This window comes from Streptomyces sp. NPDC104313 (assembly GCF_055583985.1).
This window is the reverse complement of sequence record NZ_JBVJMW010000006.1, coordinates 125,165-150,576: the sequence shown is the minus strand read 5'-3', so window position 1 is coordinate 150,576 and position 25,412 is coordinate 125,165. Positions and strand designations below refer to the sequence as shown.

The 25,412-nt window shown below is 72.6% G+C and carries 20 protein-coding genes; 13 read left to right on the top strand and 7 right to left on the bottom strand.

Features of this window, described 5'->3' with window-relative positions; translation table 11 throughout:
• Positions 1–17 precede the first annotated feature (17 nt).
• Genes ACZ60Q_RS16335 through ACZ60Q_RS16325 form a run of 3 tightly spaced genes read left to right on the top strand, consistent with a single transcriptional unit; the run spans position 18 to position 4,283 of the window.
• Positions 18–749 carry a thioesterase II family protein gene (locus ACZ60Q_RS16335; RefSeq protein WP_469634201.1) on the top strand — a complete coding sequence of 244 codons (732 nt, stop codon included), beginning with the start codon at positions 18–20 and terminating at the stop codon, positions 747–749.
• Positions 750–775: 26 nt separating this feature from the next.
• Complete coding sequence (locus ACZ60Q_RS16330; RefSeq protein WP_469634972.1) at positions 776–1,642, top strand: SDR family oxidoreductase; 867 nt, start codon at positions 776–778, stop codon at positions 1,640–1,642.
• Positions 1,643–1,688: 46 nt separating this feature from the next.
• The gene (locus ACZ60Q_RS16325; protein ID WP_469634198.1) at positions 1,689–4,283 is read left to right on the top strand and encodes a non-ribosomal peptide synthetase; all 2,595 of its coding nucleotides are present in this window, start codon (positions 1,689–1,691) and stop codon (positions 4,281–4,283) included.
• Between the two features lie 47 nt (positions 4,284–4,330).
• On the opposite strand, the gene ACZ60Q_RS16320 is transcribed toward ACZ60Q_RS16325, so the two are convergent.
• The gene (locus tag ACZ60Q_RS16320) at positions 4,331–5,884 is read right to left on the bottom strand and encodes a ricin-type beta-trefoil lectin domain protein (protein ID WP_469634195.1); all 1,554 of its coding nucleotides are present in this window, start codon (positions 5,882–5,884) and stop codon (positions 4,331–4,333) included.
• A 105-nt stretch (positions 5,885–5,989) separates the two neighbouring features.
• On the opposite strand from ACZ60Q_RS16320, the gene ACZ60Q_RS16315 reads away from it, so the two are divergent.
• From ACZ60Q_RS16315 to ACZ60Q_RS16305, 3 genes are all read left to right on the top strand, one after another.
• On the top strand, positions 5,990–7,405 hold the full coding sequence (locus tag ACZ60Q_RS16315; RefSeq protein ID WP_469634192.1) for a class II fumarate hydratase: 1,416 nt from the start codon (positions 5,990–5,992) through the stop codon (positions 7,403–7,405).
• Positions 7,406–7,508: 103 nt separating this feature from the next.
• Positions 7,509–8,195: a cytidylyl-2-hydroxypropylphosphonate hydrolase gene (gene fomD / locus ACZ60Q_RS16310; protein ID WP_469634189.1), complete on the top strand. Its 687-nt coding sequence runs from the start codon at positions 7,509–7,511 to the stop codon at positions 8,193–8,195.
• A 385-nt stretch (positions 8,196–8,580) separates the two neighbouring features.
• Complete coding sequence (locus tag ACZ60Q_RS16305) at positions 8,581–10,491, top strand: SpoIIE family protein phosphatase (protein ID WP_469634186.1); 1,911 nt, start codon at positions 8,581–8,583, stop codon at positions 10,489–10,491.
• Positions 10,492–10,575: 84 nt separating this feature from the next.
• On the opposite strand, the gene ACZ60Q_RS16300 is transcribed toward ACZ60Q_RS16305, so the two are convergent.
• Positions 10,576–12,801: a transglycosylase domain-containing protein gene (locus ACZ60Q_RS16300; protein WP_469634182.1), complete on the bottom strand. Its 2,226-nt coding sequence runs from the start codon at positions 12,799–12,801 to the stop codon at positions 10,576–10,578.
• A gap of 239 nt (positions 12,802–13,040) precedes the next feature.
• Here ACZ60Q_RS16300 and ACZ60Q_RS16295 point away from each other — a divergent pair, with 239 nt between their 5' ends.
• From ACZ60Q_RS16295 to ACZ60Q_RS16270, 6 genes are all read left to right on the top strand, one after another.
• Entirely contained in the window at positions 13,041–14,021 is a 981-nt protein-coding gene (locus tag ACZ60Q_RS16295) for an SPFH domain-containing protein (RefSeq protein WP_469634179.1), read from the top strand.
• Complete coding sequence (locus tag ACZ60Q_RS16290) at positions 14,018–14,371, top strand: type II toxin-antitoxin system antitoxin (protein WP_469634176.1); 354 nt, start codon at positions 14,018–14,020, stop codon at positions 14,369–14,371. The genes ACZ60Q_RS16295 and ACZ60Q_RS16290 overlap by 4 nt, the downstream gene beginning before the upstream one ends.
• A gap of 88 nt (positions 14,372–14,459) precedes the next feature.
• Positions 14,460–14,984, top strand: a complete 525-nt coding sequence (locus ACZ60Q_RS16285) for a PadR family transcriptional regulator (RefSeq protein ID WP_018956160.1) — start codon at positions 14,460–14,462, stop codon at positions 14,982–14,984.
• Entirely contained in the window at positions 14,981–15,667 is a 687-nt protein-coding gene (locus tag ACZ60Q_RS16280) for an ABC transporter ATP-binding protein (RefSeq protein WP_469634173.1), read from the top strand. Before ACZ60Q_RS16285 ends, ACZ60Q_RS16280 begins: the two co-directional genes overlap by 4 nt.
• The gene (locus ACZ60Q_RS16275; RefSeq protein WP_469634170.1) at positions 15,664–18,051 is read left to right on the top strand and encodes an FtsX-like permease family protein; all 2,388 of its coding nucleotides are present in this window, start codon (positions 15,664–15,666) and stop codon (positions 18,049–18,051) included. The genes ACZ60Q_RS16280 and ACZ60Q_RS16275 overlap by 4 nt, the downstream gene beginning before the upstream one ends.
• Positions 18,052–18,181: 130 nt before the next feature.
• Positions 18,182–18,793 carry a ribonuclease FAU-1 family protein gene (locus ACZ60Q_RS16270; protein WP_469634167.1) on the top strand — a complete coding sequence of 204 codons (612 nt, stop codon included), beginning with the start codon at positions 18,182–18,184 and terminating at the stop codon, positions 18,791–18,793.
• Between the two features lie 27 nt (positions 18,794–18,820).
• On the opposite strand, the gene ACZ60Q_RS16265 is transcribed toward ACZ60Q_RS16270, so the two are convergent.
• Genes ACZ60Q_RS16265 through ACZ60Q_RS16245 form a run of 5 tightly spaced genes read right to left on the bottom strand, consistent with a single transcriptional unit; the run spans position 18,821 to position 24,329 of the window.
• Positions 18,821–19,942, bottom strand: a complete 1,122-nt coding sequence (locus ACZ60Q_RS16265) for an iron-containing alcohol dehydrogenase (protein ID WP_469634164.1) — start codon at positions 19,940–19,942, stop codon at positions 18,821–18,823.
• Complete coding sequence (gene pgk, locus ACZ60Q_RS16260) at positions 19,939–21,189, bottom strand: phosphoglycerate kinase (protein WP_469634162.1); 1,251 nt, start codon at positions 21,187–21,189, stop codon at positions 19,939–19,941. Before pgk ends, ACZ60Q_RS16265 begins: the two co-directional genes overlap by 4 nt.
• Positions 21,179–22,276 (bottom strand): N-acetyl-gamma-glutamyl-phosphate reductase, encoded by a 1,098-nt coding sequence (argC, locus tag ACZ60Q_RS16255; RefSeq protein ID WP_469634159.1) that lies wholly within the window; start codon positions 22,274–22,276, stop codon positions 21,179–21,181. The genes pgk and argC overlap by 11 nt, the downstream gene beginning before the upstream one ends.
• Complete coding sequence (locus ACZ60Q_RS16250) at positions 22,273–23,376, bottom strand: zinc-dependent alcohol dehydrogenase (protein ID WP_469634156.1); 1,104 nt, start codon at positions 23,374–23,376, stop codon at positions 22,273–22,275. The genes argC and ACZ60Q_RS16250 overlap by 4 nt, the downstream gene beginning before the upstream one ends.
• A gap of 2 nt (positions 23,377–23,378) precedes the next feature.
• Entirely contained in the window at positions 23,379–24,329 is a 951-nt protein-coding gene (locus ACZ60Q_RS16245) for a hydroxyacid dehydrogenase (RefSeq protein WP_469634154.1), read from the bottom strand.
• A 217-nt stretch (positions 24,330–24,546) separates the two neighbouring features.
• Between ACZ60Q_RS16245 and ACZ60Q_RS16240 the strand changes: the two genes are divergently transcribed.
• Positions 24,547–25,407, top strand: coding sequence for an isocitrate lyase/phosphoenolpyruvate mutase family protein (locus tag ACZ60Q_RS16240; protein WP_469634151.1), 861 nt, complete (start codon positions 24,547–24,549; stop codon positions 25,405–25,407).
• Positions 25,408–25,412 lie beyond the last annotated feature (5 nt).

Below are 25,412 nucleotides of genomic sequence, written 5' to 3'. Positions count from 1 at the left end.
AGAGAACAGGAACGACCGTGGCCGACGAAGAGACCGTCCTCATCTGCCTGCCCTTCGCCGGGGCGGGCCCCTCCTTCTTCACGCCCTGGCAGCGGCTGGCCCCGGAGGGTCTACGGATCCTCCCGGTGTCGCTGCCGGGCCGCGAGAAGCGGTTCCCCGAGCCCGCCCACACCTCGGCGGCCCCGGCCGTCGACGACGCGTACGCGCAGGTGACAGCGGCTCTCGGTGAAGGGGGCGGGGGCGGCCCGGTCGTGCTGTTCGGGCACAGCATGGGCGCGGTCCTCGCATACGAACTGGCGCACCGGATCGAGCGGTCGGGCGGGCCGATCCGCCTGGCCGCGCTGGTCGTCAGCGGCGCGCCCGGCCCCTGGACGCCGCGCACGGACCGGGCGGACGGGCTGCCGGACGAGGAGTTCGCCGCCCGGGTCCGGGCGTTCGCCGGGTACGACCACCCGGCGCTGGCCGACCCGGAGATGCGTGAGCTGCTGCTGCCGACGCTCCGGGCGGACGTCCGGCTCCACGAGAGGTATGTCCCCTCTTCGGAGGAGCCGTTGGGCGTTCCGGTCATCTCCGTCCGGGGGCGGGAGGACACCCTGGTCGGGGCGGCGGAGGCGGCCGAGTGGGGCCGGGCGACGACGGGGAAGCTGACGGTGGCCGAGCCGGCCGGCGGGCACATGTACCTCACCGAGCGGCCGGGCGAGCTGCTGGAGCTGGTGGCCGCCGAGGTGCGTGCGGCGCGTGGCCGGTGACGGGCGCGGGCGGTGACCAGGGGCCGGTGACGGGCGGTGGCGGTGCGGGGCCGGCGGCCGGCGGTGGAGTCCGGCTCGCCGGGCGGACGGCGCTGATCACGGGAGCGGCGCGCGGTCTCGGCCGGGCCTGTGCGCTGGCGTTCGCCCGCGAGGGTGCGGACCTGGTGCTGCTGGACGTGGCGGGCGAGCTGCCCGGGGTGCCGTATCCGCTCGGTTCGGCCTCGCAGCTCGCGTACACCGCACGCCTCTGCCGCGAGGCGGGGTCCGCCGTGCTGACCCGGCAGGCCGACGTCCGGGACCTGGCGGCGCTGGAGTCGGCGGCGGAGGCGGCCGAGGAGCGCTTCGGGCGGATCGACGTGCTGGTCAACAACGCGGGCATCGCCGCCCCCTCGGGCCGCCCGGCGCACGAGATCGCCGAGGCCGAGTGGCAGCTGATGATCGATGTGGATCTGGGCGGTGCGTGGCGGGCGATCCGTGCGGTCGGCGGCCGGATGGTCGCTCAGGGGTCCGGTTCGATCGTCAACATCGCCTCGACGGCCGGCCTGGTGGGCTACCGGCACTTCGCGGGGTACGTCGCGGCCAAGCACGGGCTGGTCGGCCTGACGAAGGCGGTGGCCCTGGACTACGCGCCCCGCAAGGTCCGGGTCAACGCCGTGTGTCCGGGCTCGGTGCGGGACGACGAGGCGATGGAGGGCCGGATGCTGGCGGAGATCGCCCGCTCGCTGGAGGTACCGGTCGCGGAGCACGAGGCCGCGTTCGTCCGGGACCAGCCGATGAACGCGCTGGTGGAGCCGGGCGATGTGGCGAACGCGGTGCTCTGGCTGGCCTCGGAGGAGTCCCGGCAGGTGACCGGCAGCGTGGTCACCGTGGACGGCGGGTTCACCGCCCGCTGACCGCCGTATCAGCTGTTTCCCTTCCGTGGACCGAGGAGTCGCGCACGTGCCGCCTGCCCATCACACCCTGACGGTCCGCCTGCCGCCGGCCGTCACCGACACCGCGCTCGCCGCCGCCCTCGCGACGGCGGCGGAGCTGTGGTGGCCCGGGGAGCGCCGCCCCCGGCTGTGGACGGAGACCGTTCCCGCCCCGGCCGGGTCCGACGCCGCCGACCGGCGGCGCGCGGCCGAGGCGCGCCGCCCGGTCGCGCCCGGCCACCGGCTGCGCGCGGTGCTGCTGCGGTACGCGGAAGGGGCCGCGGCGGACCTCGGCCCGGATTCCGGCCTCGGTCCGGACCTCGTCCTGACCGCCGACGGGGCCGCGTTGGACGCCCGCTCGCTGCGGATCGTCGCCCGGGTGCTGCGGGGCGACCTGGCCCCGGGCGCGGTGACGCCGCTCGACGGGCCGCTCCCGCCGGACCTGCGCGTGGACGGGGAGACCCGGCGGCTCGCCGCCGCGCTCGCGGTCGCCGTCGGGCGGTACGAGGGGGCGTCCTCGGTGCGCGTCGCCGTGCCCGTACCGGCCCGGGACCGGCCTCCGTACGCGCTGGGGGCGCTCGACGGGTACGCGGTGTTCGCGGCGGACCTCTCGCCCGGCCGTACGGTCGCGGACCTGCTCGCCACCGAGCCGGCCGCTCCGGCCGAGGGCGACGATCCACCCGTGGTGGTGCTGGTGGCGGGCGACGGGGGCGGGCCGGTCACGCTGCCGTCCGGCAGCACGACCGCACTGCCCGTACCGGCCCACCAAGTGGGTCTCGTACAGCGACAGTTGTCGAACAGTGCGCCCACCACGCCGCTCTCGGCCCTGGATCCGCTGGGCGGGGTGGATTCGGCGGCACAACCGGCCTTCGGCACGCCCCGCACGTTCGCCGCCCCCCTCCGCGTCGACGAGGCCTTCGCCGCGCGGGCCGACGCCCGCCCGGACGCCCCCGCGCTCACCGCCGGGCCCGTCACCCTCTCGTACGCCGAACTGAACGACCGGGCCGAGGAGGTGGCCGACGGGCTGTACGCCCACGGCGTCCGGCCCGGCGATCTCGTGGGCCTCTGCCTGCCCCGCGGAGCCGACCTGGTGGCGGTGATGCTCGGGATCCTGAAGGCGGACGCGGTCTACGTACCGCTGGATCCGGAGCATCCGGCGGACCGCCGGGAGCGCACCGCGCGGGACGCGAAGGTGCGGCTGACGGTGGAGGACCCGGCCGCCTTCAGCGGCCACCCGCCCCGCCCCGCCGCGGAACGGCAGGGGGCCGGTGCCCCCGCGTACGTCATCCACACCTCGGGCTCGACCGGCCGCCCGAAGGGGGTGCTCGTCCCGCACGCCAACGTCACGGCCCTGGTCGAGACCGTCCGCGACGACTTCGCTCTCTCCCCCGACGACATCTGGACGTGCTTCCACTCGGCGGCGTTCGACTTCTCGGTGTGGGAGATCTGGGGGGCGCTGCTGACGGGCGGGCGGCTGGTCCTCGTGGACCACTGGACCTCGCGCTCGCCGGAGGACTTCCACGCGCTGCTGGTCCGGGAGCGGGTGAGCGTGCTGAGCCAGACCCCGTCGGCGTTCAGCCAGCTCGCGGCGGCCGATCGCACGGGCGGTGACCTGTCCGCCCTGCGGCTGGTGGTGCTGGGCGGCGAGCCGCTGGACGCCCGCCCGCTGCTGGGCTGGTTCGACCGGCACCCGGAGGACCGCTGCCGCCTGGTCAACATGTACGGGATCACCGAGACCACGGTCCATGTCACGGCGGCCGCGGTGACCCGCCGCGAGGCGCTCACCGGATCCCGGTCGGTGGGGCGGCCCCTGCCGGGCTGGTCGGTCCGGGTTCTGGACGCGCACGGGCGGCCGGTGCCACCGGGTGCGCCCGGGGAGATCCATGTGGGCGGGGCGGGCGTGGCGCTCGGCTATCTGCACCGGCCCGCCCTGACCGCCGAACGCTTCCTCCCGGACGTCCTGGACCCGGCCGGGCGGCTCTACCGCAGCGGCGACCTGGGACGGCTGCTGCCCGACGGGACGCTGGAGCACCTGGGCCGGATCGACGACCAGGTGAAGGTGCGGGGCTTCCGGATCGAGCCGGGCGAGATCCGGCACGTGCTGCTGGAGGACCCGGCGGTGTCGGCGGCCGCGGTCACCGTGACCGGTGGCGGCGGGGGCGGGGACGCGGCGGCCGTGCGGATCGACGCGTACGTGGTCCCGGCCCCGGGGGCGGGCGAGGACGCCGGGCCCGTACGGGAGCGGGCCGCCCGGCTGCTTCCCCCGCACATGGTGCCCGCGACGGTGACCGTGCTGCCGGCCCTCCCCCTCACCGCGAACGGCAAGCTGGACCCGGCCCGGCTGCCCGCGCCCGGAGCGCGCCGGGCCTCGAAACCCGCGCCTTCGGCACCCGGGGCTCCCGAGGCCCCGGCCGCCGTCCTCACCGGTATCTGGCGGGATGTCCTCGGCGTCGAGGAGATCGGCCCGGACGACGACTTCTGGGACCTGGGCGGCAACTCCCTGTACGCGATCCGGATCGGCACGCTCGCCCGGGAGCGCGGGCTGCCCGGCATAGCGCTGCGGCAGCTGTATCTGACGCCGACGCTGGGGGCGCTGTCCGAGGCGCTGGCCCGGGAGGCGTGAGGAGGGGGCGACCACCGCGCGGTGAGGCGCCCCCTCGCACGCCGTGGCTACACGAAGCGCTGGTTCGCGCTACCGTCGCACGTCTGGAGCCTGAGCGGGTCCTTGGCCCCCGCCAGCGTCAGACACAGGCCGGTCGCGGCGGCCGGGCGGACCGTGCCCGCCTGCCGGACGAACTTCTGGTTGGCCGCGCCCGAGCAGTCCCACACGACGAGCGTGGCGCCGGGGTTGTACTTCGCGCCCGGCACATCCAGGCAGCGGTCGTGACTGAGCGCGGTGCGGGCCGTCCGCGTATCCGCGTCGTACCACCAGTTCTGGTTGCGCCCGCCGTGGCAGTCCCAGCCGCCGAGCGCGGTGCCGTTACGGGTGGCCGAGGCGGGCACGTCCACACAGGCGCCGGTCGCCTCGTTCCTCAGCGGGGCGAACAGGTCGTCCCAGGCGGCTCCCGTCAGGACCGGGTTCCCGGTGCTCGCCGGGTCGGCGCAGCTCGCCTCGCGCAGCCCGGAGTCGTACAGCTGGGTGAGGCAGGACGCGAAGGCCCGGTGGCCGGCCGCGTTGGGGTGGAAGGACTGCCGGACGGAGTTCTCGTCGGGCAGGCCCGGCTTGGTCACGTCGATGAACAGCCCGCGCGCCCAGGTGTTCTCGGTGCAGACCTCGTGCCCGTGGAAGAGCCGGGAGTTGTCGAGGTAGGTGGCTCCGGTGGTGGCGGCGGCCTTGCGCATGCCGGCCTGGAAGGCGGGCACGGCGGTGTTGCGGCCCCAGACGGTGTCGGAGTCGTAGCCGAGTCCGCCGCAGACCAGCTTGCCGGGGAACTTCGGGTTGTCGCGGAAGTCCGGGCCGATCGGGCTCGGGTAGCCCATCAGGACGAGCTTGTAGTCGCCGCCCGCGTACCCGGCGTCGCTCATGACGGTGCGCAGATCGCGGACGGTCTGCTCGACCTTGGGGACCAGCGCGTCGACGCGGGCCTGCCAGCCGCCCGCGTACTTCGGCTCACAGGGGCCCTGGAGGCTGATGTAGCGCACCACGCAGTCGGTCATGACCGGACCGAACTGGAGGTCGTCGTTGGCCCCGGCGACCAGGACGATCATCTTGATCCGGGTGTTGCGGGCCTTGATCGCGAGGCTGTCGCTCTGCACGAGCTCGTCGGCGTACTGCTTGTTTCCGCCGATCTTGATGTTCCCGGTATAGGCGCCGGAGCACGAGACGTTGTACGTGATGTCCGCCGCGATGCCCGTGCGGTGGATGGCGGCGTCCGGCGAGCGGTGGCACCAGTTGTCCGGCCCGTTCGTGCCGGGGTCGTAGGTGCCGACGCCCTCGCCGGAGATCTCGCTGTCGCCGAGCGAGATCAGCCCGGTCCTGCGGTCGCCGAGGGGACGCTCGGCGGGGCTGCCGTACAGCTGGGTGGCCTCGGCGGCCCGGACGGCTTCCAGCGCGGGCGGGAGAGGGGTGGATGCGATAGAGCTGGTACCCGACTCCGTCGCGCCCGCGGGTCCGGCGGCGGCCATACCGCCGACGGCGGCCGCGAGAGCGACGGCGGCCGCGACCGTACAGCGGAGCCGGCGAAGGCCTCGGAGCCCTCGAAGTCTGGTGCTGCTGCGCCTCATTGCGCCTCCCGGTAGTGGTTACCCCCGGTATTTACTGGTCGGTAGGCGACTTGGGAATACATAGAACAAGAGAAGCGCTCATCTTTTTCAGGAGGTTTAAACACCATGGTCGACACGTCGGGCGACACGCCCCGTGACAGCGGGTTCCGGATCGAGCACGACTCGATGGGTGAGGTGAGGGTCCCCGCGGGCGCCAAGTGGCGTGCCCAGACCCAGCGGGCGGTGGAGAACTTCCCCGTCTCCGGGCAGCGTCTGGAGCGGACGCACATCGAGGCGCTGGCCCGGATCAAGGGCGCCGCCGCCAAGGTCAACGCCGAGCTGAAGGTGCTGGATCCGGACATCGCCGCCGCGATCCAGGAGGCCTCCGCCGAGGTCGCGTCGGGCCGCTGGGACGAGCACTTCCCGGTCGACGTGTTCCAGACGGGTTCGGGCACCTCCTCGAACATGAACACCAACGAGGTGATCGCCACCCTCGCCACCGAGCGCCTCGGCCGCGAGGTCCACCCCAACGACCATGTGAACGCCTCCCAGTCGTCCAACGACGTCTTCCCGTCCTCCATCCACATCGCGGCCACCGCCGCCGTCACCGCCGACCTGATCCCCGCCCTGGACCACCTGGCGGAATCCCTGGGGCGGAAATCAGCCGAATTCGCGGAGGTCGTGAAATCCGGCCGTACGCATCTCATGGACGCCACCCCGGTCACCCTGGGCCAGGAGTTCGGCGGCTACGCGGCACAGATCCGCTACGGCGTGGAGCGGCTGCGCGCCTCCCTCCCCCGGCTCGCCGAACTGCCGCTCGGCGGTACGGCGGTGGGCACCGGAATCAACACCCCGCCCGGCTTCTCCGCCGCCGTGATCGCGGAGGTCGCGGACGCCACGGGGCTGCCGCTCACGGAGGCCCGCGACCACTTCGAGGCGCAGGGCGCGCGGGACGGGCTCGTGGAGACCTCCGGCCAACTGCGGACCATCGCCGTCTCGCTGACCAAGATCTCCAACGATCTGCGCTGGATGGCGTCGGGCCCGCGCGCCGGTCTCGCCGAGATCGCGCTGCCCGACCTCCAGCCCGGCTCGTCGATCATGCCGGGCAAGGTCAACCCGGTGATCCCCGAAGCGGTCCTGATGGTCGCCGCCCAGGTCACCGGCAACGACGCGACGGTCGCCACGGCCGGCGCGGCGGGCAACTTCGAGCTGAACGTGATGCTCCCGGTCATCGCGAGAAACCTCCTGGAGTCCGTACGGCTGCTCGCAGGCGTCTCCCGGCTGCTGGCGGACCGTACGGTCGACGGCATCACCGCCGACGTGGAGCGGGCCCGCGCCTACGCCGAGTCCTCGCCGTCCGTGGCGACCCCGCTCAACAAGTACATCGGCTACGAGGAGGCGGCGAAGGTCGTCAAGAAGTCCCTCAAGGACGGGACGACGATCCGCGAGACGGTCCTGGCCTCGGGCTACGTCGAGCGCGGCGACCTGACGATGGAGCAGCTCGACGAGGCGCTGGACGTGCTGCGGATGACGCGTCCCTGAGCGCGGGGCGGGGCACCCGGTGACACCCGGGGGTGTCCGGCGGATCGGGACCGGGTGACCTGAGTCGCAGCGGGCCGGTGGGAGCGCTCCGTAAGCTCTCTCCATGACAGGTACGGGAGAGTACGCACGCTGGGCGCCGGGGGACCGGATCCTCTGGCGCTACCGCGACAACGGCCGGGCCCACCGGACGGCCGGCGCCCCGCCCGTGCACATCTGCCGCCCGGTGACCGTCGTCCAGGACACCGACGAGCTGCTCGCCGTCTGGATGGCTCCCGGCACCGAATGCGTGCGGCCGGTGCTGGCCGACGGCACCCAGGTGCACGCCGAGCCGCTGGCCACCCGCTACACCGCTCCGCGCACCACGGCCCGCTCGACCTGGTTCGGCTCCGGGGTGCTGAAGCTGGCCAGGCCCGGGGACCCGTGGTCGGTGTGGCTGTTCTGGGACCGGGGCTGGATGTTCCGCAACTGGTACGTGAATCTGGAGGAGCCCCGGACCCGGTGGTCCGGAGGGGTGGATTCCGAGGATCACTTTCTCGACATCTCCGTGAACCCCGACCGGAGCTGGAAATGGCTGGACGAGGACGAGTTCGCCCAGGCGCAGCACGTCGGCCTGATGGACCGGGAGACCGCGGCGCGGGTCCGGGAGGCGGGCCTCGCGGCGGTCGAGGTGATCACCGGGTGGGGGGCTCCGTTCCGGGACGGCTGGGAGCACTGGCGGCCCGATCCGCGGTGGCGGGTACCACCGCTGCCGGATGACTGGGACCGCACCCCTGCCCGTATGCCGTCGTGAGACCCTGGAGAGACCCTTCGGGCGGTCCGGTCGGCAGGTCCGGTCGCACGGAGGGCTGATCGCCGCAACCAGCGGGCACCACACCGGAACTGACCACAAGTCACCACACCGGTCGTGCGGAGCGACGGGCCACCGGCCCGGACGTTCCGCTCGGTCGCGAGCCACTACGAGGGGGTGGAGACGTGCACGCTGTCCGCTGCCCTCTCGCCGCGTCCGCCGCCGGAGGGATCGCCTGTCGGCCATCTCCGGGGCGCTCGGTTTCGGCCCCTTCATCGGGGGCATCCGGTGACAGCCGTTGTTCTTCCCGCGCTTGCCGGGGCACAGTAACGCCCCAACACGAGGTGACTGCCTCATACAACCGGCCCGGACGGACGGAATCCCACGCGTGACGGAGCATCCCACCTCCCACGAAGGCCGGCAGCCTCTGGCTGCCCGTCAGCAGGAGCGCACCCGGCCCCGGCAGCAGGACGCGGCGGCAGCGGCCGCCGCTGCCGCGGTCCCGGCTCCGACCGCCGCGCCGAACCCGGGTCCCGGAGCGGCCGCCGTCGCGGAGGCGCAGGCGGCCACCCGCCGCGAGGGCGACCGGCTGCGCTTCGTCGGCGCGGCGACCCGGCGGATCGCCCGGGGCATAGACCTGGACGAGATCGTCCTCGGGCTGTGCCGGGCCAGCGTGCCGACGTTCTCCGACGCGATCCTGGTCTATCTGCGCGACCCGCTCCCGGTGGGCGACGAGCGCCCGGTGAGCCCGTTCGTCCTGCGGCTGCGCCGCAGCGACCGGCTGCGCGTCAGCGACGAGGAGGGCAGCGAGACGGTGGCCGGTTCCGAGGTGGAGCGGCTGCGTCCGCTCGTCCTGGACCCCCAGGCCGACCTGATGCCCGCCGCCGAGCTGTGCGAGGTGCGGGCGGGCGGTGCGCTGGCCGAGGTGCTGCGCGGGGTGCGGCCGGTCTTCGGCGACTCCGCCGCGGCGCGGGCCGCCCTGCCGGAGCTGCTCGGCCCCGGCCGGTCCGTCCCCACCGGGCACCGGGCGATCCTCGCCCCGCTGCGCGGCCGGCGCCGGGTCATCGGGGCCGCGGTGTTCGTGCGCGGCACCGAACGCACCCCGTTCGAGGCCAGTGATCTGCTGGTCGCGGCGCAACTGGCGACGCACACCGCGCTCGGCATCGACAAGGCCGTGCTGTACGGGCGCGAGGCCTACATCGCCGACGAGCTGCAACGCACGATGCTGCCCGACTCGCTTCCCCAGCCCACCGGCGTCCGGCTCGCCTCCCGCTATCTGCCGGCGGCCGAGACGGCCCGGGTCGGCGGCGACTGGTACGACGCGATCCCGCTGCCCGGCAGCCGGGTCGCGCTGGTCGTCGGCGATGTGATGGGCCACTCCATGACGTCGGCGGCGATCATGGGCCAGCTGCGGACGACGGCGCAGACCCTGGCGCAGCTCGACCTGCCGCCGCAGGAGGTCCTGCACCACCTGGACGAGCAGGCGCAGCGCCTCGGCAGCGACCGGATGGCGACCTGCCTGTACGCGGTCTACGATCCGGTCGCGCACCGGATCACCATCGCCAACGCCGGACACCCGCCGCCCGTGCTGCTGCACCTGGGCGGGCGGGCCGAGGTGCTGGTGGTGCCGCCGGGCGCCCCGATCGGGGTGGGCGGCGTCGACTTCGAGGCCGTCGAGCTGGACGCCCCGGCCGGCGCCACGCTGCTCCTCTACACCGACGGTCTGGTGGAGTCGCGGCTGCGGGACGTGTGGACGGGTATCGAGCAGTTGCGGGAGCGTCTCGCGGCGACCGCGCAGCTCACCGGCCCGGACCACTCGCCGCCGTTGGAGGCGCTGTGCGACGACGTGCTGGACATGCTCGGCCCGGGTGACCGGGACGACGACATCGCGCTGCTCGCCGCCCGCTTCGACGGGATCGCGCCGAGCGATGTGGCGTACTGGTACCTGGAGCCGGAGGACGCGGCTCCGGGCCGGGCCCGCCGCCTCGCCCGGCGGGCGCTGAGCCGCTGGGGTCTTGACGAGCTGGCCGACGAGGTGGAGCTGCTGGTCAGCGAGGTCGTCACCAACGCGGTGCGCTATGCGGAGCGGCCGGTGACGCTGCGGCTGCTGCGGACCGACATCCTGCGCTGCGAGGTCGGCGACGACTCCCCGCAGCTTCCCCGGCAGCGCCGGGCGCGGGAGACGGACGAGGGCGGGCGCGGGCTCTTCCTGGTCAACCGGCTGGCCCGGCGGTGGGGGGCGACGCGTCTGTCGACGGGCAAGGTCGTCTGGTTCGAGATGGCGACCCGGGGGCAGTAGGGCCCCGCTGGGGGCAGGCAGGCGGTAGGAGGTGAGGGGGCGGGGCCCACGGGCCCCGCCCCCTCACCTCCTACCGCCTGGGCCTCACTGCGGGGCCGCTCCGTTGCCGCCCGGCCGTTCGCCGGGCCGGTCGTCGCCGTCCCCGGGCGGCGGGGTCTCCGGGCTCGTGGGGGGCGTGGTGGTGGGCGGGCTGCTGGGCGGAGCCGTCGTCGACGGCGGCGTCTCGCTGGGTGTCCGGCTCGGTGTCTCGGAGGGCGTGTCCGACGGGGTCGGCGTCTTGGACGGGGTGGGCTCCTCGGAGGGCGTCCCGGAGGGTGTCGGCGGGGCGGGCACCTCGCCGCGCTCCACGTCCTGGAGGTCGAAGGTCCTGTCGGACCCGCCGCCGAGGGCGCCGAGGGTGTAGTCGGCCCAGATCCTGGCCGGGAAGCCGCTGCCGCTGGCGCGGCCGGAGTTGGCCGTACCGGTCAGGGAGACCTGCTTGCGGCCGCCGTCGCCCTCGCCGAAGAGGGCGACGACCGTGCTCAGCTCCGGGGTGTACCCGGCGAACCAGGCCGACTTGTTGTCCTCGGAGGTGCCGGTCTTGGCCGCCGCGTCGTAGGCGGGGCTGTTGGCCGCGCCCCCGGAACCGGCGTCGACGACCCCGGTGAGCCCCTTGGTCACGGTGTCGGCCGAGGCGCGGCTGATGACCTGCTCCCGCTTGGGCTTCTCGGCGTTCACCGTGCGGTCGCGGTGCTCGGCGGACTGGAGGATGTGCGGGGTGACCTTCCGGCCGTGGTTGTCGAGCGTGGCGTACACGCCGGCCATGTCCCAGGTCGAGGCGTTCATGGTGCCGAGGGTGACGGCGGGGCGCTCGGGGAAGTTCTTGTCCGGTACGCCGAGGGCGAGCGCGGTCTCCTTCACGGCGGCGGGTGTCACGTCCACGATCATCTGCGCGAAGACGGAGTTGACCGAGCTGTTCAAGGCCTTCTGGACGGAGACCGGACCGTAACTGCGGTCGTCCTGGTTCTGCGGGGCGAACGGGGTGTCGCTGCCGACGACGGGCCGCTTGCTGGTGCCGTCGTAGATGGTGTTGAGCCCGATCAGGCTGCCGTCCTGCGTCTTCGACTCGTTCTCCAGGGCGGAGGCGAGCACCAGCGGCTTGAAGGTCGAGGCGGGCTGGTAGTCCTGGCGGGTGGCGTTGCTGATGTAGTGCTTGATGTAGTCCTCGCCGCCGTACAGGGCGACGACCTTGCCGGTCTTCGGGTCGACGGAGGTGGCGCCGGCCTGGACGGTGGCGTCGACCTTGTCGCCCTCGCGGTCGAGCTTGGACTCCAGTTGGTCCTCCACCGACTTCTCCAGCGCGTTCTGGCGCTTCTTGTCGACGGTGAGGGTGAAGGTCCAGCCGCCCGCGTCGCGGTCCTCGGCGGAGACGCCCTGCTTGTCCAGCTCCTTGTTGGCGGCCTCGACGAGGTAGCCGGCCTGGCCCTCCATGCCCTGGGCGGGCTTGGGCTTCTGCGGGACGGGGAACTCCAGGCCGGCCTTCTCGGACTCGGTCAGCCATTTCATCTCGACCATGTTGCGCAGGGTGTAGGCCCAGCGCTCCTTGACCAGCTTCTTGCCGGTGTCGGTGGCGGTGTTCCAGTCGTACTGGCTGGGGGCCTGGAGGAGGGAGGCGAGGTAGGCGCCCTGGGAGACGTCCAGGTCCTTGGCGTCGACGCCGTAGTACGCCTGGGCGGCGGCCTGGATGCCGCTCGCGCCGCGTCCGTAGTAGGCGGTGTTGATGTACCCGGCGAGGATCGTCTCCTTGGACTCCTGCTGGTCGACCTTGAGCGAGATCACCAGCTCCTTGAGCTTGCGGCTCACGGTGGGGTCCTGCGTCAGGTAGAAGTTCTTCACGTACTGCTGGGTGATGGTCGAGCCGCCCTGCTTGCCCTTGCCGCTGACGGTGTTGAGGAGGGCCCGGGTGGTGCCCTTCAGGTCGACGCCCCGGTCCTGGTAGAAGGACTTGTTCTCGGCGGCCACGAAGGTGCGCTGGACTTTCCGGGGCACCTCGTCCAGGTCGACGATCTGGCGGTTGACGCCCTTGCCGGTCCGGGCGAGTACCGAGCCGTCGCTGTACTTGTAGACGTTGCTCTGCCGCTCCGCCATGGCGTTGGCGGCGGGGACGTCGACGTACGCGTAGAGCGCCCCGAAGGCTCCCATGCCCAGCAGGACGATCCCGAAGAACGCGCCCAGCAGCTTCTTCCACGTGAAGAGTCCGCGTATGCCGCCGCTCCTCGGCGCCCTGCGCGACTCCCGCGCCTGGGCTCGTCGCGCATCCGCTCGACCCATTGGTGTGTTGCTCCCGCTTCTCTGCTCGACCGGCTCGCTCGGTTTCCTCAGTTCACTCAGACCTGCCAGCTAACACCGCCGACGGGGACAAAAGACAAGCGATCCGGTCTTTTACGGACGTGACAATCAGCACCCGTTCCCTAGGAACCGACTCCCCAGAGGTGGACAAGGTTGCGAAAGCCGATAATGTGTAATCACATTGCTAGCGCGGTGCTCTACCGCGCCGAACGGGGGATCCCATGGCCGCACAGCACGACGATCACCGCCCGGGCGCACCGGTCACACCGGCCGACGACCTCTCCATCGACGCCCCTGAAATGCCCGCACCCCAGGTCAGGGAGGTCACCGCGCACTCCATCCCGGGCGGCGTCGGCCTGCTCCTGACCGTGCTCGGCGTGTTCGCCGGGGTCGGCCTCGCCATCGTCGGCGGGGTGATCGGGTCGGGCGGCAACAACGCGGTGGGCGTCCCGCTCCTCATCCTCGGGGTGCTCCTCGTGATCACCTCGTTCTTCTGCATGAGCGGTGTGAAGATGGTCGCTCCGGGCGAGGCCCGGGTGATCCAGCTCTTCGGCCGCTACGTCGGCACCATCCGCGCCGACGGGCTGCGCTGGATCAACCCGCTGACCTCCAGCCGCAGGATCTCCACCCGCGTCCGCAACCACGAGACCGCCGTCCTGAAGGTCAACGACGCCTACGGCAACCCGATCGAGCTGGCCTCGATCGTCGTCTGGAAGGTCGAGGACACCGCCCAGGCCCTCTTCGAGGTCGACGACTTCCGGGAGTTCGTCTCCACCCAGACCGAGGCGGCCGTGCGGCACATCGCCATCGAGTACCCGTACGACGCCCACGAGGAGGACGGCCTCTCGCTGCGCGGCAACGCGGAGGAGATCACCGAGAAGCTGGCCGCCGAGCTGACCGCCCGGGTGAAGGCCGCGGGCGTCCTGATCATCGAGTCGCGCTTCAGCCACCTCGCGTACGCCCCGGAGATCGCCTCCGCCATGCTCCAGCGCCAGCAGGCCGGCGCGGTCGTGGCGGCCCGCCAGCAGATCGTCGAGGGAGCGGTGGGCATGGTCGAGATGGCCCTGGCCCGGATCGCCGAGCAGGACATCGTGGAGCTGGACTCCGAGCGGAAGGCGGCCATGGTCAGCAATCTGATGGTGGTGCTGTGCGGTGACCGCGCGGCCCAGCCGGTCCTCAACACGGGCTCCCTCTACCAGTGACCGACCAGACGCCCCCCCGGCGGACGCCGGCGTCCCGGTCGCGGCAGCGCAAGCAGATGCTGCTGCGACTGGACCCCGCGGTGCACGACGCACTCGCCCGCTGGGCCTCCGACGAACTGCGCAGCGCCAACGCCCAGATCGAGTTCCTGCTGCGGCGGGCGCTCGCGGAGGCGGGCCGGCTGCCGGGGGCGGCCCGTCCGATCGCCCGCCGGGGGCGGCCGCCCAAGCAGCCGCCCCAGGGGCCGGAAGCCCCACCGGAGCCCGGGGCGAGCACACCTTGGCCCCTGCCCGGAGCGGGGGCGGACACGCCGCAGCTCCCGCCCGGAGCCGGGTGCCAGGACACCCCGTAACACCGCGACCCCGGCCCACTCCATGGGCCGGGGTCGCTTTCCGGACGCGTATACACAGCAGGTATACACACCGTGTACAGTTCTCCTCATGTCTATCGGTCACACCCTCCTCGGACTCCTGGAGTCCGGCCCCCGACACGGCTACGACCTGAAGCGGACCTTCGACGAGAAGTTCGGCCAGGACCGCCCGCTCCACTACGGCCAGGTCTATTCGACGATGTCCCGGCTCCTGAAGAACGGACTCGTCGAGGTCGACGGCGTCGAGAGCGAAGGAGGCCCCGAGCGCAAGCGGTACGCCATCACCGACGCCGGGATCACCGATGTCTCGCACTGGCTGGCCCAGCCCGAGAAGCCGGAGCCCTACCTCCAGTCGACGCTCTACACCAAGGTCGTCCTGGCGCTCCTGACCGGCCGCAGCGCGGCCGATCTGCTGGACACCCAGCGCTCGGCACATCTGCGGATGATGCGCGTCCTCACCGACCGCAAGCGCAAGGGCGACCTCGCCGACCAGTTGATCTGCGACCATGCCCTGTTCCATCTGGAAGCCGATCTGCGCTGGCTGGAACTGACCTCTGCCCGTCTCGACCAGCTCGCCAAGGTGGTGGCTCCGTGATCCCCGAAGGCTCCCTTCTCGCCGCGCACGATCTGCGCAAGACCTACGGATCGACGCCCGCCCTGGACGGCGCGTCGTTCTCCGTGCACCCCGGCGAGGTCGTCGCCGTGATGGGGCCCTCCGGTTCCGGCAAATCGACCCTGCTGCACTGCCTGGCCGGGATCATCACGCCCGACTCCGGCACCATCACCTACGCGGGCCGCGAGCTGTCCGCGATGTCGGACGCCGAGCGCAGCGCCCTGCGGCGCAGCGACTTCGGCTTCGTCTTCCAGTTCGGTCAGCTGGTCCCGGAGCTGACCTGTGTGGAGAACGTCGCCCTGCCCCTGCGGCTGAACGGCGTCAAGCGCAAGGCCGCCGAACGCGCCGCCCTGGAGTGGATGGAGCGCCTGGAGGTCGACGACCTCGGGGCCAAGCGTCCCGGCGAGGTCTCCGGCGGACAGGGCCAGCGGGTCGCCGTGGCCCGCGCGCTGGCGGCGTCGCCGAAGGTGATCTTCGCCGACGAGCCGACCGGCGCGCTGGACTCCCTCAACGGCGAGCGGGTGATGGAGCTGCTCACCGAGGCCGCCCGCTCCGCCAACGTCGCCGTGGTCCTGGTCACCCACGAGGCCCGGGTCGCCGCCTACTCCGACCGTGACGTCACCGTTCGCGACGGCCGGGCCCGCGACATGGAGCACGCCGTATGACGCTGCTCGAAGAAAAGCGGCCCGTGGCGCCCCCGCGTCCGGCGTCGCCCTCGCGGGGCGCGGTGACCCTCCGCGACCTCGGCCTCGGCATCCGGTTCGCCTCCGCCGGGGGCCGCGAGGGCTGGATCCGTACGCTGCTGACCGCCGTCGGAGTCGGCCTCGGCGTCGCCCTGCTGCTGCTCGCCTCCTCCGTACCGCATCTGCTCGAAGAGCGGAACGCGCGCGAGCAGGCCCGCAGCGAGGCACGGATCTCCGACTCGCCCGACGCGAACGCCACGAAGTCGGACAGCTCGGTGCTACGGATCAACGCGACCACCGAATACCACGACCGGACCGTCTCGGGCTTTCTGATGCGCCCGGACGGCTCGACGCCCGTCCTCCCGCCCGGGGTCGACCGCTTCCCCGCGCCGGACACGATGGTCGTCTCCCCCGCCCTGCGGGAGCTGCTCGCCGAGCCGGGCAACGAGCTGCTGCGGGAGCGGCTGCCGTACGGGATCACCGGCACGATCGGGGACGCCGGGCTGCACTCTCCCGGTGATCTCCTCTACTACGCGGGCAACGACACCCTGACGCCGGCCAACGGCGCCCACCGGATCGCCGCGTACGGCGACGACCGCCAGGGCGATCCCCTCCCGCCCCTGCTGATCGTGCTCGTCATCATGGTCTGCGTCGTGCTGCTGGCACCGGTCGCGATCTTCATCGCCACCGCCGTGCGTTTCGGCGGCGACCGGCGCGACCGGCGGCTGGCCGCGCTGCGCCTGGTCGGCGCGGACATCCGCACGACCCGTCGGATCGCCGCCGGGGAGGCCCTGTTCGGTGCGCTGCTCGGGCTGCTGATCGGCCTGGCGTTCTTCCTGGTGGGCCGGCAGTTCGTCGGCGCGGTGGAGATCTGGGACGTCAGCGCGTTCCCGGCCGACCTGGTGCCCGACCTCCGACTGGCGACGCTGATCGGGGTGGCCGTGCCGCTGACCGCCGTCCTCGTCACCCTGGTGGCGATGCGGTCCGTGCTGATCGAGCCGCTCGGCGTCGTGCGCCGGGCGCGCGACCGGGGACGCCGCCTGTGGTGGCGGCTCCCGGTACCCCTGGCGGGTCTCGCGGTGCTCGCGCTCTGGGGCCGGATCGAGGAGTACGCACCGGTGAACCCGTTCCCGATCACCGCGGGCGCCGTGCTGGTGCTGTTCGGGCTCGCCCTGTTGCTGCCCTGGCTGGTCGAGGCCTGTGTGAAGCGGCTGCGCGGCGGCCCGGTGCCCTGGCAGCTCGCCACCCGCAGGCTCCAGTTGAGCAGCGGGGCCGCGTCCCGCGCGGTCAGCGGGGTCACCGTGGCGGTCGCGGGAGCGATCGCCCTGCAGATGCTGTTCGCCTCGATGAACGCCGACTTCAACCGGATGACGGGCCAGGACCCCACCCGGGCCCAGTTCGCCGGCTACTCCGAGAACGTCACGGGCGAAGGGGCCACCGCGGCCATCGAGCAGTTCCGCGCCACCCAGGGCGTGGATGTGGTCATCGGCTCGGTGCAAACGTTCGCCAGCAGGCCCGGCGACTACGCCGAGGACGCCGTCCAGCCCACCACCTCGCTGACCATCGGCACCTGCGAGACCTTGCGCGAGCTGGCCCGGATCGACGCCTGCGCGGACGGCGACGCGTTCGTCGTCCACCCGCGGGACGACAAGGACATGACCGCCTGGGTCGACGAGACCGCCCGCAAGGGTACGGTGCTCGACGTCGGCTCGGGGAAGAAGCCGATGAAGTGGACGCTGCCCGCCGATTCCCGGACCGTGACGGGCCGCAACGACCCGATGGGCGACCCCCACTGGGGAATCATGGCCACCATCGGCGCGATCGACGCGGGCAAGCTGCCCGGGGCGACGATCACCACCCAGATCCGGGTCGACCGGAGCGTGCCGGACGTCGCCGAGTACGTACGCAACACGGCGGCCAGGATCGATCCCGGCATGCGCTTCGTCACCCTCGACTCGGTGGAACGCGACCGCCAGTACGCCAGCGTCCAGACCGGGCTCCAGGTGGGGGCGAGCGCGGTGCTGCTGCTGATCGCCTCGTCGATGCTGGTCTCCCAGCTGGAGCAGTTGCGTGAGCGCAGGCGGCTGCTGTCGGTGCTGGTCGCCTTCGGCACCCGGCGCTCCACGCTCGGCTGGTCGGTGCTGTGGCAGACCGCCGTGCCGGTGGTGCTCGGCCTCGCACTGGCGGTCGCGGGCGGGCTGGGCCTCGGGGCGCTGCTCGTCCGGTTGATCCAGAAGGAGGTCTCCGACTGGTGGCTGTTCTGGCCGATGGCGGGCGTCGGGGGCGCGCTGATCCTGCTGGTCACCCTGCTCTCGCTGCCGCCGCTGTGGCGCATGATGCGCCCGGACGGACTGCGCTCCGAGTGACACCCGACTGATCCGTGTACGGCCGGGGCCTGCGGGAACGGGCCCCGGCCGTACACGGATCAGGAGCGATCGTGGCGGCCCGGAAGATCAGCCTGCCGGGCCGTCGTGCGACCCATTAGGGTGAGCCCTCATGAGGTCACGGTTCCGTAGGGGTGAGGTCATCGTCCGGCGCGAGATCCTGGACGGCCGTCCCTGGCTGGTGTATCCGACGCGGGTCGCGGGCGACGACGAGCGGGTGCTCGCCGTCCACCTGGCGCAGGGCACTCCGCTCACCTTCGGGCGCGGCGACTTCCGCTGGGGGCTGCACCCCTGGTTCGAGTTCGAGCACGTGTGGCAGTCCAGTGGCGTCCTGCAACTGCAGCGCCCGGGGGACGGCTACGCGGTGTGGGGCCGCTGGGCGGAGGACGGGACCCTGTCGGAGTGGTACGTCAACTTCCAGGCGCCCCTGGTCCGTACAGAGCTCGGATTCGACACACTGGACCACGAGTTGGACCTGGTCATCCCCGGCGACGGCTCCCCGTACCGGTGGAAGGACGTCGAGCACTTCGAGGAACGGGTGCGCACGGGCGGCTTCGACGCCGAGGAGGCGGACGCCGTGCGGGCGGCGGCCGCCTCCGTCGTGGACCTCCTCGAGCGTGGCGCGTGCTGGTGGGAACAGTGGCGTGACTGGCGGGCGCCGGCCGACTGGGGCCCGCCGGACGCGGTGGCCCTCCAGGACGGCACCTCGCTGAGCGCCCGCTGAGGGCGTGTCCGCGGGCGGGCGGGCCCGTCAGAACGACTCGGCGTACAGGGTGAACAGATAGTCGCGGTCCACCTGGCCCGCCGGGTCGTTGTCGAGGTTGCCCGTCACGCCGTCGACCAGTCGGCCGAGGTCGCCCTTGGCCACCCCGCAGTCCCGCAGCCGGGCCGTCAGGCCCGCCGAGGCCAGCAGCCCGCCCACCGCGTCGTGGACGGTGTCGCCGCCCATCAGTTCGGCGACCGCGGCGAACTCCTTGGGCACCAGGGGTGCGGTGTACCGCAGCCAGCTCGGGTACAGCACCGCCAGACCCCGGCCGTGGGAGAGGTCGATCCCGGGCAGCGAGCCCATGGCCTGCTGGAGCCGGTGGGGCAGGCAGGTGCTGACGTTGGCGACGTTCACACCCCCGAGCAGGGACGCCCGGCACAACGCCTCACGGGCCTCGGGAGAGTCCTCGCCCCTCAGCACCGCCGGCAGATGCGCGGCGATCAGCCCGATGGCCTGGTGCGCCCGGGCCCGGCTCGCCTCGTCCGCGCGGGCCGCGACGCAGCCCTCTACGGCGTGGGCGAAGGAGTCGAAGACCGTCTCCGCCATGATCGGGCGCGGCAGCGACGCGATGAGGTCGGGGTCGACGATCGCCGTACGCGGGAAGACGGCGTCCCCGCGGATGCCGGAGCGGAAGTGGCGCACCGTGTCGGTGATGATCGCCCCCTTGGTGACCTCCGAGCCGCTGCCCGCCGTCGTGGGCACGGCCAGCAGCGGCAGCCTGGGCGCCTGCGGGCCGAGCGTCGCGCCGATGAGCTCCCGGACACTGCCGCCGACGGGCGCGGTGACGCTCACCCCCTTGGCCGCGTCCAGGGCGCTGCCGCCACCGAGGCCGACGACGAGGTCACAGCCCTTCGCGCGGGCCAGCGCGGTCGCCTCGTCCACCTCGTCGGACCGCGGGTTGGCCGACAGTCGGTCGAAGACCGTGACGCGCACCCCGGCGGATTCCAGGGACGTCACGACGCGGTCCAGATAACCGTGGGAGCGTGCCGCGTTCCGCCCGGTGACCAGGAGCGCGTGCGTGCCGAGCTCCCTCGCGTGGGTCCCGGCCCGGTCCAGCTCACCGCGGCCGAACTCCACGTGGGTGGGAACGCCTAGTTCCAGCTTCATGTGCTCACTCCATCCATGACACCGCGGGGCGACTCCGTACGGGTTCCGGCGCGGCGGGCGTTGTCGCGCAGCGCGTCGAGTACCGCGCAGGTGCCGGTGGCGAGCAGCTGCAGCGCCGAGCCTCCGCCCGTCGACACCGGCCCTTCCCAGGGCAGTTCGGCCACCGTGTCGCCGCCGAGCAGCAGTGCGGCCCCGGGGGTGCGCGACAGGGCGGACAGGACGGCGTCCGCGGACCTGGTCTGCCCGTCGAGGTACCGGGAGGGGGTCCCGGCCAGCACGGCGGAGCCGGCGCCGGCCAGTGACTTCGCCGCCCACGGTTCCAGGTCGAAGTCCACGACGGCGTGTCCGGCCGGCACTCCGCCGACGACGGCCAGGGGCCGGGCCTCACCCACGATCCGCCTCCCGTCCACCGGTGCCACCCACACCGTCCTGGGCAGGTGCAGCCGTGCCCTCGCCGGTGCGTCCAGCACTCCGCGTACGGCCTCCAGGCAGGCATCGGGCTCGCTGCCCGGATCGGAGGCGCCGAGCTCGTGGCCCCGGGCGCGCAGCACCGTGTTGAGCACCACTCCCCCCGGCACCACCAGGTCGCAGGTGCGCATCGCGTGGACCAGGCCCACCAGGGTCTTCTCGGGTTTGCGCCCGCCGAGCACGGCCGCGCGGAACACCCCCTCCGGGGGGCTCGCCCAGGGCGCGAGGAACCGGATCTCCTCTTCCAGGCTCTGTGCGGCACGGCCCGGCAGCAGGCGCAGCACACCGGTGTTGGAGGCATGGGCGCGGTGGGCCTTGGAGAAGCCGCCCACGGCGACCGTGTCGCCCAGCAGGGCGAACCGCCGGGCCAGTCCGGGGTCCTCCCGTTCCTCCCCCGCGTGGTGGCGGGTGTTGCCGAACACGGCGATCTCACCGGGTGCCAGCGCCTCGGCGGCCCGCACCGCCGCGTCCGTGGCGTTCTCGGGGACGTAGCGCACCTGTCGGCCCAACCGCCGCGAGAGGTGGCCGGCGGCATGGTCCAGGGCGGTCGCCGTGCCGTCGCGGTGGCTGCCCTGGTGGGACAGCACCGCCACGCGTGCGCCCGCGTCGGAGAGCCGCCGCAGGTCGGCCAGTTCGCTGTCGATCCGGCCGGTGCTGGTGAGGGCCGCGTCCACGTTGAACCCGGCCGAGAGTATCCAGCGTTCGCCCGGGGTGACGTCCTGTGCGCTCAGGAGCGGTACGCCGTGGAGCGGGTCGGCCCACCCGCTGTCAGAGGCCATAGGTGCGCAGCCCGGTCGTCTCGTCGTGCCCGAACATCACGTTCATGTTCTGCAGGGCCGAACCCGCCGCGCCCTTGACCAGGTTGTCGCTGACGGAGACGACCTTGGCGACTCCGCGCCGTGCGTCGTAGTCCACACCGATGTGGCAGAAGTTGGAGCCGACCACCCCGGCGACGCCCGGGTACCTGCGGTAGTCCTTGCCGGTGAGTCCGCCGAGCTGGGGTTCGGCGTTGACCCGGACGAAGAACTCGCCCTCGGCTCCGGCGCCGTAGCGCTCGGTGTAGCGGGTGAGGAGCAGTTCGCGCGAGAGCTCCTCGCGCAGGTCCTCCCGGACGCGGACGCTCGCCTGGATGTGAATGCCGCGGGCGAAGGGGCCGTGCGCGGTGCTGAGGTCGACGGTGACCGGCCCGCCGGCCGGGCCGGACAGCCGGTCCTCCAGCTCGGGCGCGTGCCGGTGGCCCTGGAGGCTGTACGGCAGCATCGATCCGAACACCTCGGCGTGCAGGATCTCGGTGCGGGGCTTGACGCCGGCGCCGGTCGTCCCGTTGACCGCCGCGATGTGCAGCAGTGCGCCGGGATCGGCGAAGCCCGCGGACAGCAGTGGTTCGAGACCGAGCAGCGCCGTGATGACGTAGCAGCCCGGGTTTGCCACCAGGCGGGCGCCGGGCAACAGGTCCCGGTGGAACTCGGTGACGCCGTACACCGCTTCCGGCAGCAGCTCGGGGGCGGTGTGCTCGGTGCCGTACGCCGCCCGGTACGCCTGCGGGTCGGCGAACCGGAAGTCGGCGCTGAGGTCGATCACGCGGGTCCCGGCCTCGATCAGTCCGGGCGCCCGGCGCATGGCCTCGCCGGACGGCGTGCACAGGAAGACGACGTCCAGTTCGCCGGCGGCCGCGGTGACCTCGTCGGCGTCGTGGAACCGCAGCCCGGAGCCGAGGAGGTTCGGGTGGGTCCGCTCGAAGGACTCCTCGTGGCGGGAGGTCGGCAGGATCTCGGCGACCCCCGGGTGCCCCAGCAGCAGGCGGCACACTTCGCCGCCCGTGTAGCCGGTTCCTCCGATGACCGCTGCGCGTATGCCGTCGTTCATTGGCTCCACCCGTTCGTGAACTCGTGCTGGTCAGTGGTCACATGGAGCATGATCTTGCCGGTGGGGACATCGGCCCGGTCCATCAGGCCCAGCGCCGAACCGGCGTCGGCGAGCGCGAAGTTGTGGGTGACCATGGGCAGTACGTCGGGGGTCCCGGCAGCGAGCCGGGCGATCACCTCGGCGAAGTCGCGGGGGGTGGACAGCGCCGATCCGTGCACGGTCACCTCACGTCCGACGAGAGCGTTGAGGTCGACCGGGTGCCGGTCCTCGAAGTAGCTGACGATCACGATGTCGCCGCCTGGCCGCACCGCGCGCAGCGCCTGGTCGGTGACCCCGGGGTAGCCGGCGGCGATCACCACCACGTCCGCCCGGCCGCCCAGAGCCTCCAGCGCCTCGGGCACCGGGTCGCCCTCGCGGGCGTCGACGTAGGCGTCGGCGCCGAGCCCGCGTGCCAGTCCGCCCTTCTCGGGCCCGATGTCCACGCAGACCACCGTGGCGTGGCCGAGCTGCCGGGCGGCGATCAGGCAGCTGAGGCCGATCGTGCCGGAGCCGAGGACGAGGACGCCGCGGCCGGAGCCCTCGCCGACGAGCCGGACCGCGTGCAGGCCGATGGAGAGCGGTTCGACCAGGGCGCCGGCCACGGGGTGCAGGCCGGGTGGCAGCCGATGGGCCATGTTGGGCCGCAGGACGACGAGTTCGGCGAAGGAGCCGGTCCAGTCGAGGTGGCTGAGATTCAGCTTCCGGGTGCACAGGTGGGGTGCGCCGTCCAGGCACTCGGCGCAGGCGTCGCAGTGCGAGAAGGCCGCCGAGCACACCCGGTCCCCCGCGGCGAAGCCGGTCACCTCGTCGCCGACGGCCACCACGGTCCCGGAGAACTCGTGGCCGAGGACGGCGGGCGCCGTCTTGTAGGGGTGGGTGCCGCGGTAGGCGGCGAGGTCGGAGCCGCAGATCCCGGTGGCGTCGACCCGGACGAGCAGCTCTCCGGGGCCGTGTCCGGGGGCGGCGGTGTCCTGGTGGGCGATGGTGCGATGGGCGGTGAGGACTGCCGCCTTCATCGTCTTCGGTCCGGTGGCCCCGGTCGCGGCGGAGTTCGGTCCCATGCTCAGCACACCCTGTTCGTCGCCCGGCCGCCGGCCAGGACGGCGCGCAGGTCCGCGGCGAGCAGCCGCCCGACCCGTTCCTGGGCGTCGGAGGTGGTGGCGCCGAGGTGCGGGGTGAGCACCACGTTGTCCAGCGTGGCCAGCGCCGGGGTGCCGGACTCCTGCCCGTGCACGTCGAGGGCGGCGCCGGCGATCACACCGTCCATCAGCGCGCGCAGCAGGGCGTCCTCGTCGACGACACCTCCGCGGGAGACGTTGATGAGGTAGGAGCCGGTGTGCATGCGGGCCAGTTCCCCGGCGCCGATGAGGTTCCTCGTCCGGTCGGTGAGGGGGACGGCGAGGCAGACCATGTCGGCCGCGCCGAGGAGGTCGGGCAGGGGGACCCGTTTGATCCCGCGGCCGCGCAGTTCCTCGTCGCGGGCCGGAGTGACGCGGTCCACGGCGGCGAGGACACGCATGTCGAACGCGGCGCCGAGCCTGGCGATCCGGGAGCCGATCGGGCCGAGGCCCACCACGCCGAGCACCCGGTCCGCGAGGCCCGGCCCGGCGAGCCGGGGCTTGTTCCACTGACCGCCGCGGACCTGCCGGTCGGCGAGGGCGATGTTGCGGGTCACGGCGAGCATGAGGCCGATGGCCAGATCGGCGACGGCGGGTGCGGAGACTCCGGGGAAGTTGAACACCTGCACTCCCGCCTCGCGGCAGGCTTCCAGGTCGATGTTGTCGGTCCCCGAGCCGGCCCTGGCCACCGCTCTCAGACGGCGCCCGGAACGGATGACGTCGCCGGTGATGGTCACACCGCTGCGTACGACGAGGGCGTCGGCGTCGGCGGCCAGTCCGAGGAGTTCGTCATGGTCTGGGTGCAACCGCACCACGACCTCGTGGTCCTGTTCCAGGTCCGCTAGGGCGCTGGGGGAAACGGGGTCCAGTACGACGACGCGGGCTCGATAAGTCATGTCAAAGATCCTGCACCGTCACAACGACCTTTGGCAAGAAATTGCCAACATCGTTGACTTCGCCTGTCTTGACCGTGCTAGCTTCACCGCCAGAGCCACCGACATTGCAGCAGGAACATCCAGTCAATTCCATGACAAAGATTGCCCGGTCACGTAGTCGTCCCGGTTTCCGTTGAGGCCGAGACGTCCGGGAATCTCCGCCTGAGGAAGGCAGTAGATGCTCAAGCGCAGCTATCCCTCGTTCCGCTCCGTACTCGCCGCGCACGACGTGGTGCGCCTCGCGGGCGCCCACCACGCGCTCAGCGGAGTCCTGGCCCAGGAGGCCGGGTTCCAGGCGGTGTGGTCGTCGAGCCTGGAGGTATCGGCCTCCCGATGCCTGCCCGACGCCAGCATCCTGAGCATGACCGAGTACCTGGAGGCGGCCGCCAACATCCAGAAGGCCCTCGACATCCCCGTCGTGGCCGACGTCGACACCGGGTACGGCGGCAACTACAACGTGGCCCACATGGTCCACGAGTTCGAAGGCGCCGGCATCACGGCCGTGTGCATGGAGGACAAGCTCTTCCCGAAGATGAACAGCTTCGCCAACGGCGACCAGACGCTGCTCGACATCCCGGCCTTCGCCGGCAAGATACAGACCGCCAAGGCCGCGCAGTCCACCGAGGACTTCTTCTTCATCGCCCGCACCGAGGCCCTGATCTCCGGCGCGGGCGTCGAGGAGGCGGTGAACCGCTGCAACGCCTACGCCGACGCCGGCGCCGACGCCGTACTCATCCACTCCAAGGCGCGCACCAAGGACGAGGTGGTCTCCTTCCTGGACCGGTGGGACAACCGTGTCCCGGTGGTCATCGTCCCCACCACCTACCCGGACTGGCACATCGACGAGGTGAGCGCGGCAGGCGTCTCCGTCGTCATCTACGCCAACCAGGGCATGCGCGCCGCGCTCTCCGCCATGCGCGACGCCTACCGCGCCATCTACGAGGCGGGCGACACCACCGCGCTGGAATCGGAGATCGCCTCGGTGCGGGACATCTTCGACCTCCAGCGGATGGCCGACTGGCAAAAGCTCGACGCGTGAGCACG